Raw genomic sequence first — 15,797 nt, 5'->3', positions numbered from 1 at the left:
CCCAATTGAGATTGAATCTGAGAGGCGGGCCTTTGCTATACACCATAATTGGTGCGACCCTGATGCGACTTCGCCAAAACATTAAATGCATTTTATAAATGGAAACGTCATCCATGCGAATACTGATCGTCGAAGATGACAAAAAGACGGCGCGCTTCCTGACGCGCGGCCTGAACGAAAGCGGCCACGTGGCCGATCATGCTGCGGGCGGTGAACTCGGGCTGACCCTTGCAATGGAGGGGATTTACGACGTAGCCATCATCGACCGCATCCTTCCGGGCCTGGACGGCCTGGCCGTCGTTGCGGAACTGCGCCGGCTGAAGATCAACCTGCCAGTGCTGATGCTCAGCGGCATCGCCACCGCCAAGGACAGGATTGAGGGATTGCGCAGCGGTTGCGATGACTATCTCGGCAAGCCCTATGCATTTTCGGAAATTCTTGCCCGCGTCCAGGCATTGCAGCGACGAAACGACCGGACCGCTGGGGCCGATATACTGAGCGTCGGGGATTTGACGCTGGACGTGAAGAAGCGGCAGGCCGCGCGCGCCGGTTCCCCCATTGACCTGCAGAACCGCGAATTTCTTCTTCTGCGCACGCTCATGCAGCATGCCAATGCGGTCGTCACCCGGTCCATGCTGCTCGAGGCGGCGTGGGACTATGATTTCGAGCCGAAGGGCAACATCGTCGACATGCATATTCACCGGTTGCGGAAGAAGCTGAACGCCGGTTTCGAAGAGTCCATTCTGCATACCATCGCCGGTGCCGGATATCTCATCGGGCGGATGCCGGAAGACCGTACGCTCGGCGGCGATTGACCTCGCACGGGCCCGGCGCGCACTTTCTAAAATACATTTCATGTTCGCGCGAAGTCGAGAGCATGACCAGGCATCCATTATCGGGGCAGCAGCAAAATTGATTGCCGCATTTTCTTGCCTCGGTGGTGCCAAAGATGGAATTAGACGCTGTTGTTTCTGTACAGAACCCCCGCCGGTTCTGGCCTATCGGGCACGTTGGCCGAAAACGACCCCATGGGCCGTCATGTGTTCCTCACGCGGCACGCTCGCTGTCGGTTGATTGCGCCGTTGCCCATCTTGGTGCGTGCCCATGCTGAACCGCGGCCCCAATGAATTCCGTCAGGACGATGGTCATCTGAACGACCCCGCCGAGCCGAAGCCGGGTGGCCGCAGCCGCCGCCGGTTTTTTGTGATCGGCGGCCTTGTCGTGCTGGCCGCAGCCGGTTTCGCCGGACAGCACTATTGGTCGTCTCTGAACGGTCACCCGGTAAAATCAGCTTCCGCGCCGACTGCTATCCCCGTCACCACCGGGAAAACCGACATTCGCGATCTATCGATTGAGCGTTCCGCCCTCGGCACCGTGACAGCGCTGTCCACCGTGACGGTGCGAACCAAGGTCGATGGCCAACTGCTCAATCTGGCCGTTCAGGAAGGTCAGGATGTCAAAGCCGGCGACGTCCTGGCCCGGATTGATCCGCGCCCTTATGAAGCCGAACTCGCCCGTGCCCAATCCACACTGGCCAAGGACAGCGCCCAGCTGATTGTTGCAAAGGCCGATTATGACCGCGCGTCCAAGCTATCGAGTTCGGGCTATGGTGCAGTCCAGATCGCCGATACTGCCAAAGGTCAGGTGGCTATTCTGGAAGCAACGATTGCCGGCGATCAGGCCGCCATCGATGCCGCCAAGCTCAATCTGGAATTTGCGACGATCACTGCACCGGTGAGCGGCCGCACCGGCCTGAAGCTGGTCGACGAAGGCTCGATGCTTCATGTATCGGACGCCGCGGGTCTGGTGACCATCACCAAGATGAAACCGATTGCAGTCCAGTTCTCACTGCAGCAGGACGACCTTCCCGATCTCCTGGCCAGCCAGAACAGCGGCGAGCTGACGGTCGCCGTCGACAGCCGTGACGGACGGCAGCATCTTGCTGACGGCAAGATCACCGCCATTGACAGCCAGGTGGACCAGAATACCGGCATGATCAAGCTGAAGGCCACGTTTCCCAATGAAAACCTGAGCCTGTGGCCCGGCGAGCTGGTGACGGCGCGGGTGGTGACACGAACGGACCGCAACGTTATCGCCGCTCCCGCCTCGGCGATCCTGAACGGGCAGAGCGGACCATACGTCTTCGTTGTGAAGCCCGATAACAAGGTGGCGACCGTTTCCGTCGAAGCGGGTGTGACTGCGGGCGGATTTACCGCCTTGAAATCCGGTCTCGGGCCGGAACAGGACATCGTCGTCAGCGGACAATCCCGCCTGAGCGACGGCGCTTCGATTTCGGCAAAGAACGCCAAGCCGAATGTTGCAAGCGCAGCGGAGACCAAGCCATGAGCATCTCCGAGGTATTCATCCGCCGCCGCGTGGGAACATGCCTGCTTGCACTGGGAATGATGCTTCTTGGCGCGGTCGCCTACTTCATGCTTCCCGTCGCCTCGCTGCCTCAGGTGGACTTTCCAACCATTCAGGTGGAAGCCACCCTTCCCGGCGCCAGTGCCAACACCATGGCAACATCGGTCGCCACACCGCTGGAAAACCAGCTCTCCAATGTTTCCGGGGTCAATCAGATGACCTCGACCAGTTCTTCGGGCCGAACCAACATCACCATTGAATTTGATCTGTCGCGGGACATCAACGCCGCGGCGCAGGATATCCAGGCGGCCATCGGCGCGGCGGCTGGCAGCCTGCCCAAGAGCCTGCCAAGCCCTCCCACCTATCATAAATCCAACCCCGCCGAAGCCACGGTGCTGACGCTGGCCTTGACCTCCGACCGCCTTCCGCTCACCGAACTCGACCACTACGCCGAAGATATCGTTGCGCAGCAGGTATCGCAGATGAACGGTGTGGGGCTCGTGGATTTTCACGGACCGCAGCGTCCTTCCGTGCGCATTCAGATCGACCCGGACAGGCTGGCCGCACGCGGGCTCACCCTGGAGGATGTCCGCAGCATCGTTGGCAGCCAGACAGTGAATACACCCAAAGGCTCGATCAGCGGCGACGGCCGCACCACCGTCCTCGACGCCACGGACCAGATCGTCGATGTTCCGACCTACCGCAACACCATCATCGCCTACCGCAACGGCGCTCCGATCTATCTCAAGGATGTAGGCAAGGTGATCGCGGGGCCTGAAGACAACAAGCAGGCTGCGTGGCTGCAGACGAAACGCTCGGTCATGATCGACGTTCACAAAATGGCCGGATCGAACATTCTCGAAACCATCAGCAACATAAAGGCCAGGTTGCCCGCACTGGAAGCCGGGCTTCCAGCTGGCGTCAAACTGTCAGTCGTCGGCGACCGCACGCAGATCATCGACGCATCGGTGTTCGACGTGCAGATCACGATGCTGATCACCGTCGCGCTCGTCGTCATGGTCATCTTTTCGTTTCTGCGAAACTTTTGGGCCACGCTCATTCCGAGCATAACGATCCCACTGTCGCTGCTCGGCACGTTTTGTGTCATGTACCTTCTCGGCTACAGTCTGGATAATCTGTCGCTGATGGGACTGACAATTGCCGTCGGCTTTGTCGTGGACGATGCCATCGTCGTCATCGAAAACATTGTGCGCCACCTCGAAAACGGAAAATCCAAGCTGCAGGCTGCCATCGAAGGCGCGCGTGAAGTCAATTTCACGATCATCTCGATGACCATATCGCTTGTCGCCGTTTTCATCCCCATCCTGCTCATGGGCGGCATTGTCGGGCGCCTGTTCCGCGAATTTGCCGTTACCGTCAGCGTCGCGATCCTGATGTCCGGCCTGATATCCCTGACCGTCACACCGATGTTGTGCGCATGGCTGATCCGCGACGAGAAACACACATCGCACGGGCGCATCTTCAACTGGTCCGAGCGACTGTTCAATTCGATCACGCGCGCCTATGGCCGCGGACTGGATTTCGTTCTCCGGCATCGCAGCATCACGCTCGTCGTCACCTGCATCACCCTCGTTTTGACGGTGTGGCTCTATGTCATCGTTCCCAAGGGGTTCCTGCCCGAACAGGATACGGGTTTCATCCAGGCGCAGGCACAGGCCGCAACAGATATTTCCTTCGATGCCATGTCTGTCAAAATGCAGAACCTTGGCGACATCATCATGCGTGATCCGGCCGTCGACAACGTGGCCTACTGGATCAACCCCAGCCCCTCCACCGCCGTGGGACAGGTCCAGATCAATCTGAAGCCATTCGGCCAGCGCAGCACCGCCCAGGCGGTCATAGCGCGCCTGAAGAAAGCCGTCGCGGGCATGGAGGGGCTGACCCTTGGCATGCGGATACGTCAGGATATTCAGGTCGGCGGCCGCTCATCGGCATCGCAATACCAGTACACGCTTCAGGCTCAGGATACGGACGAACTGACCAAATGGGCCGCCGTCATGTCCAAGGCCCTCGGTTCATTGCCCGAGGTCCAGGACGTGATCTCCGACAAGCAGAACGAAGCCACGAGCGCAACACTGAACATCGACCGTGCCACCGCATCGCGTCTCGGCGTGAGTGTTCAGGCCATCGATGACACGCTCTACGATGCATTCGGACAACGTCAGGTCGCAACCCAGTTCACGCAGGTCAGCCAGAACCACATCGTGCTCGAGGTCGACCCGCGCTACAGCCTGTCCACCGATGCACTCAATCATCTGTTCGTGCGCTCGTCGACGCTGAACCAGCTCGTTCCGCTGAGCCTGCTGGCATCCGTGAAAACAACCGTGTCGCCGGTGACGATCAATCACCAGGGGTCGATGCCCGCAACGACACTCTCCTTCAATCTGAAGCCCAACATAGCCCTCGGCGACGCGGTGACGGCCATCCACACCGCGGAGTTGAAGGCGGGGCTCCCCATCACCGTCACCGGCACGTTCCAGGGTACGGCGCAGGCCTTCCAAAGTTCCCTGAGCACCCAGCCATGGCTCATCCTGGCGGCGGTCATAGCAGTCTACATCGTGCTCGGCGTTCTCTATGAAAGTGCCATTCATCCTCTGACGATCATATCCACCCTGCCCTCGGCCGGTCTCGGCGCCTTGCTGGCCCTGCTGCTGTTCGGCCAGGACCTGTCCATCGTCGGGATGATCGGCATCATTCTCCTGATCGGAATCGTGAAGAAGAATGCGATCATGATGATCGACTTTGCCCTGGAAGCCGAGCGCCAACAGGGTCTGGCCCCGGCCGAGGCGATCCACCAGGCCTGCCTGCTGCGCTTCCGGCCGATCATGATGACGACCATGGCCGCCCTTCTCGGGGCATTGCCCCTGGCGCTCGGCACAGGCCCCGGCGCGGAACTGCGCACGCCGCTTGGCATTGCCATCGTCGGCGGACTTGTCGTCTCGCAGATCCTCACGCTCTTTACGACGCCGGTCATATATCTGGCGCTCGGCGGTTCGGGCAAAAAGGATTATGCGCTGGACGATACAACGCCTGATATGCTTCCCAGCAAAGGAACAGTTCTAACCCATTGATACAGAATATATTTTCAGGTGATGCTCTTGGGATGACCACAGAGCACGCCTGATTGTTTTTGTTCTCCTCGTGGCGGCGGCCGCGCGCCCTGTGTGCACAGGAATGCCATACTTGTCCTGTAAGGGTGCGCAGGATACGGTTGTTAACCGGCTTGCAAACCCAACGGTCCGTGATGGCCAGGAGATACCCATTGATGACTGTGCGAAACGCTATTTTCTCGTGTCTTTTTCTTGCGGCGCTGACTGGCCAGTCCGTCGCCGAGACACAGGATATCGCCGGAACCTACGTCAATGATACCGGCCGCACGAAGGTTCGGCTCAGCGACTGCGGCGCCGGGATTTGCGGCACGGTCGTCTGGATGAGCGCGCCCGTCAACGATGTGAAAAATCCCGATGCGTCCAAGCGCAACCGGCCTGTTGTCGGCATTCAGGCTGTAACGTTGAAGCCAAACGGCGAAGGAACCTATTCCGGAACCCTCTACAACACCGAAAATGGCCAGACCTATACGGGAAAGGCAAAGGTTTCGGATCAGGGCATAGAACTGTCCGGCTGCGTCCTTGGCGGATTGATCTGCAAGGTCTCGGTCTGGCGCCGCGCCGACTGAGTCACACCGCCAACCTCTATCCGCTGGCCAGCGCTTGCATGCCGCCGACAGCACACCTATGTGCAACGTGAGGCATTAACCGGCATTCACTGGAGGGCTTTCATGAGTCGTCGTGCTGTAGCTGTCGTCCTTGCAATCCTTGGCATTGCCGGTTCAAGCTCGATTGCATGGGCTGCCCCATCCGTCAATGCGGGCAGGAATGCGCCGAGCACCACCACCCCTTTCACGGTAACGACCGCTGCACGTTTTGATACGCCGTGGGCCATAGCCTTCCTCCCCGATAGCCGCATGCTTGTTACGGAAAAGCCCGGCCGGCTTTTTCTGGTTACCCGCGAGGGAAGCAAGACGGAGATAAGCGGCGTTCCCAACGTGGCCTACAGCGGCCAGAACGGCTTGCTCGACGTGGCGGTCGCGCCGGATTTCGCAAAGAAACCCGTCATTTACCTGACTTATGTGGAACCGGGGGCTGGCGGCAGCAGTCTCGCCCTCGCCCGCGCCGAACTGTCGCTGGCCGGAAAGACCGCCGCATTGAAGGGGCTGGAAGTCATCTGGCGGCAGATGCCGAAGGGCAGCGGCGGCCAGCCCGGCGGAATCATCGCATTCTCCCCTGACGGTCGGCACCTGTTCCTCACATCGGGGGATCGCATGCGGCCAGACACCGCCCAAGACCCCGATCAGGCGCTGGGGAAAGTGCTGCGGCTCAATCTCGACGGATCGACCCCTCCCGACAATCCCTGGGCCAAGCAAGGCGGTATCAGAGCACAGATCTGGACCCTGGGGCATCGCAACCCCTACGGCCTTGCCTTTGATGCCAAGGGCAGGCTCTGGCTGGATGAAATGGGTCCGAAGGGCGGCGATGAACTCAACCTCCTGAAGCCGGGACGGAATTACGGCTGGCCGATCGTCTCCAACGGCGATAATTACAATGGGACACCCATCCCGCGCCATGATACCCGCCCGGAATTCGAAGCTCCTCTTGTCTACTGGACGCCGGTCATCGCTCCCGCCGGTCTTGCATTTTATCAGGGCGACCTCTTCCCGCAATGGAAAGGCTCGGCCTTTATCGGCGGATTGGTCGAGAAGGGCTTCGTGCGGATCAGCTTCGACGCGAATGGCGGCGCCAGGGAAGCGGACCGATGGGTGCTTGGCCATCGCATCCGCGATGTCGCCGTGGCACCGGACGGCGCGCTTTGGCTGATCGAAGACGAAAGCAACGGCCGCCTGCTGCGGCTGACGCCGAAATAGGAGAATGGCATCTTCAACGCCGTTGCTTTGACGCAATGCTCACCGCGATATGAGCATCGGCAGTTCGGTGTTGGACAACAGCGATCGCGTCACGCCGCCAAACAGGATTTCGGTGGAGCGGGGGTGACTATAGGCGCCGATGACCAGCAGATTTGCCCCTACCCCACGGGCTTCCCGTACAATCGTGTGGGCAACCGGTTCATTTGACGAAACGACGAGAACGGTTGCTGACACATCGTGCCTTGCCAGATGGCTCAGGAGATCCGCGCCCGGCTCATGATTGTAATCGGCCGCAGCGCGACCGTTTTCGATGACCAGTATCGTGACCTGCTTTGCCGTCACGATAAACGGCATGGCATCGTAAACCGCCCGGCGCGCCTCCCGGCTGCCATTCCAGGCAATGACCACCTTGTCACCGATAGTCCCTCCATCCCACTCCCGCGGAACAACCAGAACAGGAATTCCCGTTGCAAGAAGCAATTGTTCGGCCGACCAGCTCATCGGAAGATCACCCAGCGGCGGTTGCGCGGCAACGATGAGGTCCGCATTCAGGCCGCGGACCATGTTCTGGTCATCAAGCCTGTCCTGCCATGCAACACGAAATTCGGAACCGATGCCCTCGGCTTCGGTTATCCGGGCGAAGTGCCGGCCCGACCTGATCAGTTTGTTCTCGTCAGCGCTTCTTTGGCGAACGATCACCTGTCGGATTGCTTCCGACCCACGCGCAAAATTTTCGGATGCCGAGCCGTAGGCGGCCCGCGTCAAACCGTAAACACCGACGAGATAAGCCCCATGCTTCTTGGCGAGGCGCGCCGCGTGCGCACCAACTTTCTCACCGGGGAGAGAGGCATCCAGGAAAACGACGATATCACGCCACACGGAAAGCATCGGAATACTCCTTGAACCATGTCCTTCTCAAGATATGGTATCGGGATTTCCGTTTGTCACCCATCATGGGGCGTGCGGCGTGTTAAATTGTCGATATGGTTGAAATGCTTGACCACCTGTCCGTCGGGTGTCATCCGCCTTGCGGCTTACTTCCCGGCAAGCACACCATCCAGCGTTGAAACGAGACGTCCATCGCCGTTCTGATCACCGGCGATCCTGGCAAAAACCTCAGCCATGGCCTGGAAAAGCGCCGCGCCGGGCTCGTCAGGCCCAAGGAATTCGGCAATCTCTTCCATCTCGGCAACCCATCGATAGGCCTTAGGATACATATCGGGTATTGAGTGTTGAAAACGGGCGAGAAGCTCCGGCATGCTTTCCGCCATCTCGGCGTGCAGGCTTGCCGCGGAACCCGATCCGGCTGCGGCCAGCAGCATGGTCGTTCCAAGCCCGACCAGTCCCTTGTTGATGCCGGCATAGACCATCTTCAGGGCGGAGGCTGCACCGATCGAACCGTCGACGCGGTGCGTCCGCAGGCCGAGCGCCTTGAGACGGTTGACAATCCCATCGTCACCGCCGCTCACATAGAATTTCGGTCCTGCATTATCGGGTTTCGGCGGCAGGCCGATAATGGCGCCATCGAGTATATCCCACCCTGTCCCGGACAGAACTGATCCGACTTCGCGCATCGAATGCGGATTGATCGCGTTGAAATCGATGAAGGTGCCTTTGGCACCCGCTGCAGACAAAACCGGTGCGAACCCGTGCGCGACGCCGACCGCCTCCGCCGGTGGAACAATGGAAAATATCAGGTCGGCCGCTGCGATATCGGCGATGGCCGCCGGTTCAATGCCCGCCGCCCGGACGCGGTCCAGTGTCCGCTGGCTTCGCCCTTCGGTGAAGGAAAGGACGCGGGCTCCGCCCTGTATCAGGCGTTGCCCGACGGCGCTGCCCATGGCTCCGGCTCCGATGATGGCGATGGTTGTCGGCATGGGTTCGTCCTCGCTTGATCTGAACACTCTGACCAAGCCTCGCCAAGCGCCGTTCGATTGTCAACGGCGCAATCAAGACGCCGAAAGCCATCGGATGCGTTCCAGCAATGTGCGGACGGCACGCCGTTGGCTCCCCCGTTCCGTGATGGCATGGAATTTCAATTGGCTGGCTACCGGAGCGCTGGAAATCGGCACAAGGCTGCCGTTTTGGACAAATATCTCGCCATAGGGCGCGCGCAGGAGCGCCACACCGCTTCCCGCAGCCGCCGCATGCAAACCCAGATCATAGTCCGGATAGCGGCGATCCTGCGGACGCGGGCGATACCGGTGCCCGCGCTCGGCCAGCCAGATACGCCACGCATCGGGATAAGCATCGTGGATAAGGGGATGGCGGAGAATATCGCCCGGCTCAGGTTCATGTCCCAAGACGAGGGCCAGTTCGGGCGACGCGACGGGAAGGAGGACTTCGTCGAAGAGCGGCATGGCCACACCATCGCTCCAGTCACCACGGCCATAGCGTATCGCCACGTCGACCTCGCCGAGCGGCGCATACCGGCGGTCAAGCTCCAGTTCGATCCGCAGATCGGGTGGAGAGCCTTCCAGTTTGACAAGGTTCGGCAAAATCCACAGCCGCGCAAAGGACGGCAGGACACTGATCCTGACGGTTTCAGGCTGGCGGTTCTCCCGCCATTCGGCGGCCCCGCTATCGATCAGGTCAAGCGCCTGCTCGAACAACCGCACAAGCCGTTGCCCTTCAATCGTCAGGCGAACCCCGCGCCCATGCCGTTCGAACAATGCCGTCCCGGCCCATGCCTCGACAATGGCGACGCGCCTGCTGATAGCTCCATGCGTCAAATCGAGTTCATCGGCGGCGCTGGAGAACGAGCCGGTGCGATTGGACGATAGAACCGCCTGTATGGCGTCGAAGGACGGAAGATCTGAGCTGTGCTTCATACTCACAGCTCACGCCATATCAGCACTCTATGTCAAGTCTGGAACGTGTTTTACAGTCTCCCCATGACCTCACCCCGCCCCGCACTTTTACCGATCCTGGCTATCTCCACGACCATTCTCGTCTGGGCGACAGCTTTTCCCGCAATCAAGCTTGCGCTCACACAACTGGAGCCCTTGCCACTCGCATCGATCCGCTATGCCATCGCCGCACTGCTGGCGGCGATATGGCTGGTCTGGAAGCGCCCTGCCCGCATGCCGCTGCCTCATCTCCTGCTCTGTGCCGGCTGTGGCATTGTGGGCGGCGCCGGTTACAGCGTCCTCCTGAATATCGGACAGCAAACCGTAGCGGCGGGCGCGGCAAGTTTCCTCATCAAGACTGAATCGCTCTGGATGGCGACATTCGCCGTCGTGCTCCTGAAGGAGCGGTTCCCGCCCATTGCCTGGGGCGGAACCCTGTTGTGCATTATCGGCATTGGCTTGATAGCCAGCGCACAGGCTGGCGGGCTGACCCTGAACTCAGGTGCCGCCTTTGTACTTGGCGCTGCGTTGTGCTCGGCAACGGGCTTCACGGTGCAGCGCCAGCTAGTTTCGCGCTATGGTGCCCTGCATGTGGCGGCCATCATGTTTATATCAGCTGCGCTCGCGCTTTCGCCATGGCTGTCGCAGGCCATAGCGCAAACCGGCAATGCATCGCTTGCCGTGCGAGGCTGGATCGGCTTCCTCGGCATTTTTCCCACCGCAATCGGCCTGGTTTGCTGGGCCTATGCGCTCGGCACGTTTGGCGTCGCCCGGGCCGGAAACTTTCTCTACCTCATTGCCCCCATCGCCATGCTGATCGCCTGGCTCATTGCCGGCGAACCGCCGAAAATGGGTACGGTCCTCGGCGGCATGCTCATCCTGGCCGGGGTTGTGATCGTGAACATGCGCGGCAAGACTGTGCAGACACCGGTTGACGTCCGCGCCGAAACACCGGCGACCGATACCGCAAAATCGTGATCGTGCTCATCTGCGCCGGGTTTCGCAACATTGCCTACAGCGTCGATAGTTTCAGACCAATCAGTCCCGCAACGATGAAGCCGACGCTTGCAAGCCGGAAAAGCGTGACCGCTTCGCCGAGGAAGAATATGCCGACGAGGAATGCGCCAACCGCTCCGATACCCGTCCAGATGGCATAGGCGGTGCCGAGCGGCAGGGATTTCATCGCCACGGCGAGCAAGCCGAAGCTGATGATCATCGTGACGATGGTGATAACACTCGGCACAAGCCGTGTGAAACCATCGGACTGTTTCATTGTGGAAGCCCAAATCACCTCAAACAGGCCAGCAAGGGCAAGATAGATCCATGCCATGATCGTTCCTTTCACAGGGGTGTTGGTTTCAGTGGCCGGGATGAAGCGCGTCGTTCAGATACATGCATGTGAGCATGGCGAAGACGTAGGCCTGGATGAAGGACATCAGCAGTTCAAGACCGGTCAGAGCGACGGCCATGGCCAGCGGCAGAACGGCGGCCAGAAGCCCGACGCCGCCCGCATCAACCAGATCAGCCACAAAGCCGGAAAACACTTTCAGGGTGATGTGTCCTGCCAGCATCACCGCAAACAGGCGCACCGAATGACTGAGCGGGCGTGACAGGTAGGAAATGATCTCGATGGGGATAATCACCGGTGCGAGGACAACCGGCACGCCAGACGGCATGAACAGCCGCAGGAATTTCAAGCCGTGCCGCCGGAAGCCGTAAATGGTGACCGTGAGGAAAACGAGAATTGCCAGGGCAAAGGTGACAATGATCTGGCTGGTCACCGTAAAGGCATACGGAAACATGCCGATCAGGTTTGCCACGAGGATGAACATGAACAGCGAGAAGACAAACGGAAAGAACCGCATCCCCAGTTCACCCGCGTTCTGCCGCAGCAGGCCGGCGACGAACTCGTACAGCATCTCCGCCGTGAACTGCAGACGCCCCGGATTGAGCCTGCGTTTGCGTGTGGAAATCATCAGGAACGCACTGGAAACAGCAACGGTCAGAACCATATAGGCGGCCGAGTTGGTGAAGCTGATCTCATGGCCCGCGATCTCGGTCAGGCGGACGAGCGGCTTGATTTCGAATTGTTCGATAGGGCCAGCCATTACAGACCTCGCCCGGTCTGACGATGAGAGCTGGCTGGAACGGCGACAGTCAAATAGGAAAAATTCAGTCCGGTGTGGGACACCATCATCTCCTTCAATCGAGATAACGGGGCCGTCCCCATGCGCAACCATGACACAGGTCGTCCTGTGCATGGCTGTCCTAGCCGCCAACCGGCAGCAATTCAAGTCAACAAATCGTCAGATGCAGATCGAAGGGCCGGTTAGTCGACGGAAATCACTTCGCCCGTGCGCCGGTCGACGCTGACGCGAACATCATTGCCGCGCCGGTCTGTCCCCTCCACGATGAAACGGGACCTCGTCCGGTCAATATTATCCACGTTGCGCAAACCTTCGGCGCGGGCGATCCGCACTGCTTCACGCTCGCTGATATCCATGCCGCGCCGCATGGGCCGCTCGGCACCCGGTTCGACAAGGCGCACACCGCCCGGCCCGATTTCGAGTGATTGCGCGAAAGACGGGGCCGCCGACAGGACTGTCACCGCCGCAATGGCTGCAATAGCAAAATGTTTAAACATGATAGCCTCCCAAAGAACATTGTTAAAATGCATGCTCACCAAGGGAAACGCCAAGCGAGGGATGTTGTTCCGTTCAAATGCCTGCGGCTTGCTGATCTGCCGGCTTCTTGTCGTAGAACAGTTCTCCCGTTCCCATGGTCAAATCGGCTTTCACCGCGGCGAAATCGCTGGCCGATGTCCAGTATCGCAGGGTGATGGCCATGGATTCATCCGTGAGATCCGAGGCGAAGACCTGCGGGGCCGGATCCCGCAAAATGCGTTTGTCGTTGGCGGTCAGCGCCATCAGGCTCTTGCGCATCCGGTCGATATCCTCGCCATGATCGGCCCCGAGTGTAATGTCATTGCGGCGGACACCGTTGCGCGTGTAGTTTTTGACGGGCTGGGTCCAAAGGGTTGAATTGGGCGCGAGGACATAGACGCCGTCCGCAGCCCGCAAGCGCGTGGCAAACAGCCCGATTTCCTCTACCGTGCCGGAAATGCTGCCGACTTCGACATATTCCCCGATACGCAGCGGCCGCAAGGCCAGGAGCATGATGCCGGCCGCGATATTCTGCAGGGTCCCCTGCAGGGCAAGGCCGATGGCCAGGCCGACAGCGCCGATGGCGGCAATGACCGACGCGGTCTGAATGCCGAACTGGCCGAGCACCATGACCGCCACCAGTCCCAGAACCGCATAGCGGGCAATTTTTGAAAAGAAGCGGCGCAGTGTCAGGTCGAAGCCGCCGACCTTCCCCAATCCGGCATAAAGCCAGCGTTCCACCAGTCCGGCAACGATGTAGCCGATCACCAGCAGCAATATGGCGCCAAGGACCGAGAACGAATAGGTGACAACAAGCGCGCTTGCCTGGTGAATACCGGTCTGTATGGCGGTGACAGCGTTTTGGGGATCAAGTTCCATAGGCCAATTCTCCTGATCAGAAACTGTGGGTGGGAAACATCAGAGTGTCGGGATGGTTCCTTCGTGAACTATTGCGTCAATCTCAAGGACATTGCATCCGCGATGTCCTTTCGCCCGTCGTTCCGGACATACTTTTGACAACCCATCCGGGCGATATGCCATTTCAGGGCTTGCGCCGAAACCCGCTGTCTGATTCTTTGCCGGACATTGGGGTACGGAGAGGCTTTGATTCTCCGAGTGAGCTCCGTCATAACATTACGTACCTGCACGCCGATACAGACGATCGGCCGGGAATAAGGATTGCACGATGTCAATTAACCTCAAGAAGCCGGAAATTTCCGAGATGAAGCCGAATATCACCGTGTTCGGTGTCGGCGGCGGCGGCGGCAATGCGGTTAACAACATGATCCGTGAAAACCTGCAGGGCACGCAGTTCATTGTGGCCAATACGGATGCCCAGGCACTGGCCATGTCCAAGGCAAGCCGGCTGATCCAGCTCGGCGCCAATGTGACGCAGGGGCTTGGCGCAGGCTCGCATCCGGAAATCGGACGGGCTGCCGCGGAAGAAAGCATCGACGAAATCATGGATCATCTTGCCGGCACGCACATGTGCTTCGTGACGGCAGGCATGGGCGGCGGCACCGGAACCGGCGCAGCGCCGGTCATTGCCCGCGCAGCCCGCTCGGCCGGCATCCTGACGGTTGGCGTCGTGACAAAGCCATTCTCGTTTGAAGGCACACGCCGGATGCGCATGGCTGAAGAAGGTCTGGAAGAACTGCGCGACAGCGCCGATACGCTGATCGTCATCCCCAACCAGAACCTTTTCCGCGTCGCCAACGCGTCCACGACCTTTGCCGATGCCTTTGCCACGGCCGACCGCGTTCTCTATTCCGGTGTTGCCTGCATCACGGATCTGATGGTCCGCGAAGGCCTGATCAATCTGGATTTTGCCGACGTGCGCTCGGTTATGCGCGACATGGGCCGCGCCATGATGGGTACGGGCGAAGGCACCGGCGAAGGCCGCGCACAGGCAGCCGCCGAAGCTGCAATCGCCAATCCGCTTCTCGATGTGGAATCGATGAAGGGTGCCAAGGGCGTCCTGGTATCGATTTCCGGCGGACGCGACATGACCCTGTTCGAGGTCGATGAAGCCGCAACCCGTATCCGCGAAGAAGTCGACGATCAGGCCAACATCATTCTCGGCGCGACGTTTGACGATGCGCTGGAAGGCGTATTCCGGGTATCAGTGGTTGCAACCGGCATCGATGTTGCCCGCGCTGCCGCACTGTCTGATGCAGGCACACCCGGCTCCGTCCTGTCGATGACCAGACGCCAGGCCTGAATTCCCTTGCATGAACTCCCAAGCGGCGCCGCTTCCGGCGCCGCATGGGTTTAGACATCAGTCTTTTTTCTTGCCTGATTCTATATCCAGCGCTGCCTGCTCGAGTATCTTGCGAACCCGGTCCGCCTCTTCCGCATCCCAGCCGTGACTGTGCAGGTGGAGCGCGGTGCGCAGCGTGTCCATCGCGTGGGCAATGGCCTCCGGTGCGCGCTGTCCGGCCATGGAACGGGCAACCATGCCCATCCGCGTGCGGACCGCATCCACCAGGTTCTTGTTCTCGGCGAGATAGGCAAGCCCCTCCTCCGTGATGGTATAGAGCTTTTTCGAGCCTTCGCTCGCCGCTGCCGTTACCTGCCCGATTTCCTCGAGGAAAGTCAGGGACGGATAGACAGAACCGGGGCTCGGCGCATAGGCGCCGCCGAACAACTCTTCGATGTCCTTGATCAACTCATAGCCATGGCGCGGCCGCTCGGCGACCAGCGCCAGCAGAACCAGACGCAGGTCGCCCGATGCGAACACCCTGCCTCCGCCGCCCCTGCGGCCGAAACGTCCGCCGCCGCCGGGGCCATCATGACCGCCGCCGTGGCGGCCAAAGCCGCGTCCCATGCCGTATATGACAAAACGCTCATCGCGTTCGTGCCGTTCGTGATGACAATTTCCAAACATTGCAAATTCTCCTTTCATGCACAAACGATATATCTTTTGAGTCTATCTGTAAATACAAACTTCAATATGCATCGGGTGTTTGCTCCGTCGGA

15 protein-coding genes are annotated in these 15,797 nt (G+C 59.9%); 7 read left to right on the top strand and 8 right to left on the bottom strand.

The genetic code is table 11. The annotated features are described in order from the left end of the window. Nucleotides 1-113 precede the first annotated feature (113 nt). The 5 genes from J1W56_RS09565 to J1W56_RS09545 all read left to right on the top strand — a co-directional run bounded on the left by J1W56_RS09565 (nucleotide 114) and on the right by J1W56_RS09545 (nucleotide 7,306). A complete protein-coding gene (locus J1W56_RS09565; RefSeq protein WP_223613050.1) occupies nucleotides 114-815 on the top strand; it encodes a response regulator transcription factor in 702 nt (233 codons plus the stop codon). 289 nt (nucleotides 816-1,104) lie between these two features. Continuing rightward, a complete protein-coding gene (locus tag J1W56_RS09560; protein ID WP_223613049.1) occupies nucleotides 1,105-2,346 on the top strand; it encodes an efflux RND transporter periplasmic adaptor subunit in 1,242 nt (413 codons plus the stop codon). Further along, complete coding sequence (locus J1W56_RS09555) at nucleotides 2,343-5,456, top strand: efflux RND transporter permease subunit (protein WP_223613048.1); 3,114 nt, start codon at nucleotides 2,343-2,345, stop codon at nucleotides 5,454-5,456. Before J1W56_RS09560 ends, J1W56_RS09555 begins: the two co-directional genes overlap by 4 nt. 194 nt (nucleotides 5,457-5,650) lie before the next feature. After that, nucleotides 5,651-6,061, top strand: a complete 411-nt coding sequence (locus J1W56_RS09550; protein WP_223613047.1) for a DUF2147 domain-containing protein — start codon at nucleotides 5,651-5,653, stop codon at nucleotides 6,059-6,061. Nucleotides 6,062-6,163: 102 nt separating this feature from the next. Further along, nucleotides 6,164-7,306: a PQQ-dependent sugar dehydrogenase gene (locus tag J1W56_RS09545; RefSeq protein WP_223613046.1), complete on the top strand. Its 1,143-nt coding sequence runs from the start codon at nucleotides 6,164-6,166 to the stop codon at nucleotides 7,304-7,306. A gap of 39 nt (nucleotides 7,307-7,345) precedes the next feature. Here the strand turns inward: J1W56_RS09545 and J1W56_RS09540 are convergent, their stop codons facing one another. The 3 genes from J1W56_RS09540 to J1W56_RS09530 form a co-directional block, all read right to left on the bottom strand. Continuing rightward, nucleotides 7,346-8,194, bottom strand: coding sequence for a universal stress protein (locus J1W56_RS09540; RefSeq protein WP_223613045.1), 849 nt, complete (start codon nucleotides 8,192-8,194; stop codon nucleotides 7,346-7,348). A gap of 146 nt (nucleotides 8,195-8,340) precedes the next feature. Next, complete coding sequence (locus J1W56_RS09535; protein WP_223613044.1) at nucleotides 8,341-9,183, bottom strand: NAD(P)-dependent oxidoreductase; 843 nt, start codon at nucleotides 9,181-9,183, stop codon at nucleotides 8,341-8,343. 72 nt (nucleotides 9,184-9,255) lie between these two features. Next, nucleotides 9,256-10,137: a LysR substrate-binding domain-containing protein gene (locus tag J1W56_RS09530; protein WP_223613043.1), complete on the bottom strand. Its 882-nt coding sequence runs from the start codon at nucleotides 10,135-10,137 to the stop codon at nucleotides 9,256-9,258. A 63-nt stretch (nucleotides 10,138-10,200) separates the two neighbouring features. Here J1W56_RS09530 and J1W56_RS09525 point away from each other — a divergent pair, with 63 nt between their 5' ends. Further along, a complete protein-coding gene (locus J1W56_RS09525) occupies nucleotides 10,201-11,133 on the top strand; it encodes a DMT family transporter (RefSeq protein ID WP_223613042.1) in 933 nt (310 codons plus the stop codon). Nucleotides 11,134-11,167: 34 nt separating this feature from the next. Here the strand turns inward: J1W56_RS09525 and sugE are convergent, their stop codons facing one another. From sugE to J1W56_RS09505, 4 genes are all read right to left on the bottom strand, one after another. After that, nucleotides 11,168-11,485 carry a quaternary ammonium compound efflux SMR transporter SugE gene (gene sugE / locus J1W56_RS09520; protein WP_223613041.1) on the bottom strand — a complete coding sequence of 106 codons (318 nt, stop codon included), beginning with the start codon at nucleotides 11,483-11,485 and terminating at the stop codon, nucleotides 11,168-11,170. Nucleotides 11,486-11,513: 28 nt separating this feature from the next. Continuing rightward, entirely contained in the window at nucleotides 11,514-12,263 is a 750-nt protein-coding gene (locus J1W56_RS09515; protein ID WP_223613040.1) for a F0F1 ATP synthase subunit A, read from the bottom strand. Nucleotides 12,264-12,484: 221 nt separating this feature from the next. Then, entirely contained in the window at nucleotides 12,485-12,799 is a 315-nt protein-coding gene (locus tag J1W56_RS09510) for a PepSY domain-containing protein (RefSeq protein WP_223613039.1), read from the bottom strand. Between the two features lie 73 nt (nucleotides 12,800-12,872). Beyond that, entirely contained in the window at nucleotides 12,873-13,697 is an 825-nt protein-coding gene (locus tag J1W56_RS09505; protein WP_223613038.1) for a mechanosensitive ion channel family protein, read from the bottom strand. Between the two features lie 307 nt (nucleotides 13,698-14,004). On the opposite strand from J1W56_RS09505, the gene ftsZ reads away from it, so the two are divergent. After that, on the top strand, nucleotides 14,005-15,039 hold the full coding sequence (gene ftsZ / locus J1W56_RS09500) for a cell division protein FtsZ (protein ID WP_223613037.1): 1,035 nt from the start codon (nucleotides 14,005-14,007) through the stop codon (nucleotides 15,037-15,039). A gap of 57 nt (nucleotides 15,040-15,096) precedes the next feature. Here ftsZ and J1W56_RS09495 read toward each other — a convergent pair whose 3' ends face one another. Further along, nucleotides 15,097-15,705 carry a PadR family transcriptional regulator gene (locus J1W56_RS09495; protein WP_223613036.1) on the bottom strand — a complete coding sequence of 203 codons (609 nt, stop codon included), beginning with the start codon at nucleotides 15,703-15,705 and terminating at the stop codon, nucleotides 15,097-15,099. Between the last annotated feature and the right edge of the window lie 92 nt (nucleotides 15,706-15,797).

The sequence above is a fragment of the Phyllobacterium calauticae genome (assembly GCF_019991125.1).
Lineage (GTDB): Bacteria > Pseudomonadota > Alphaproteobacteria > Rhizobiales > Rhizobiaceae > Phyllobacterium > Phyllobacterium calauticae.
The sequence above is the reverse complement of the archived record's forward strand: the minus strand, read 5'-3'. Positions and strand labels throughout refer to the sequence as shown.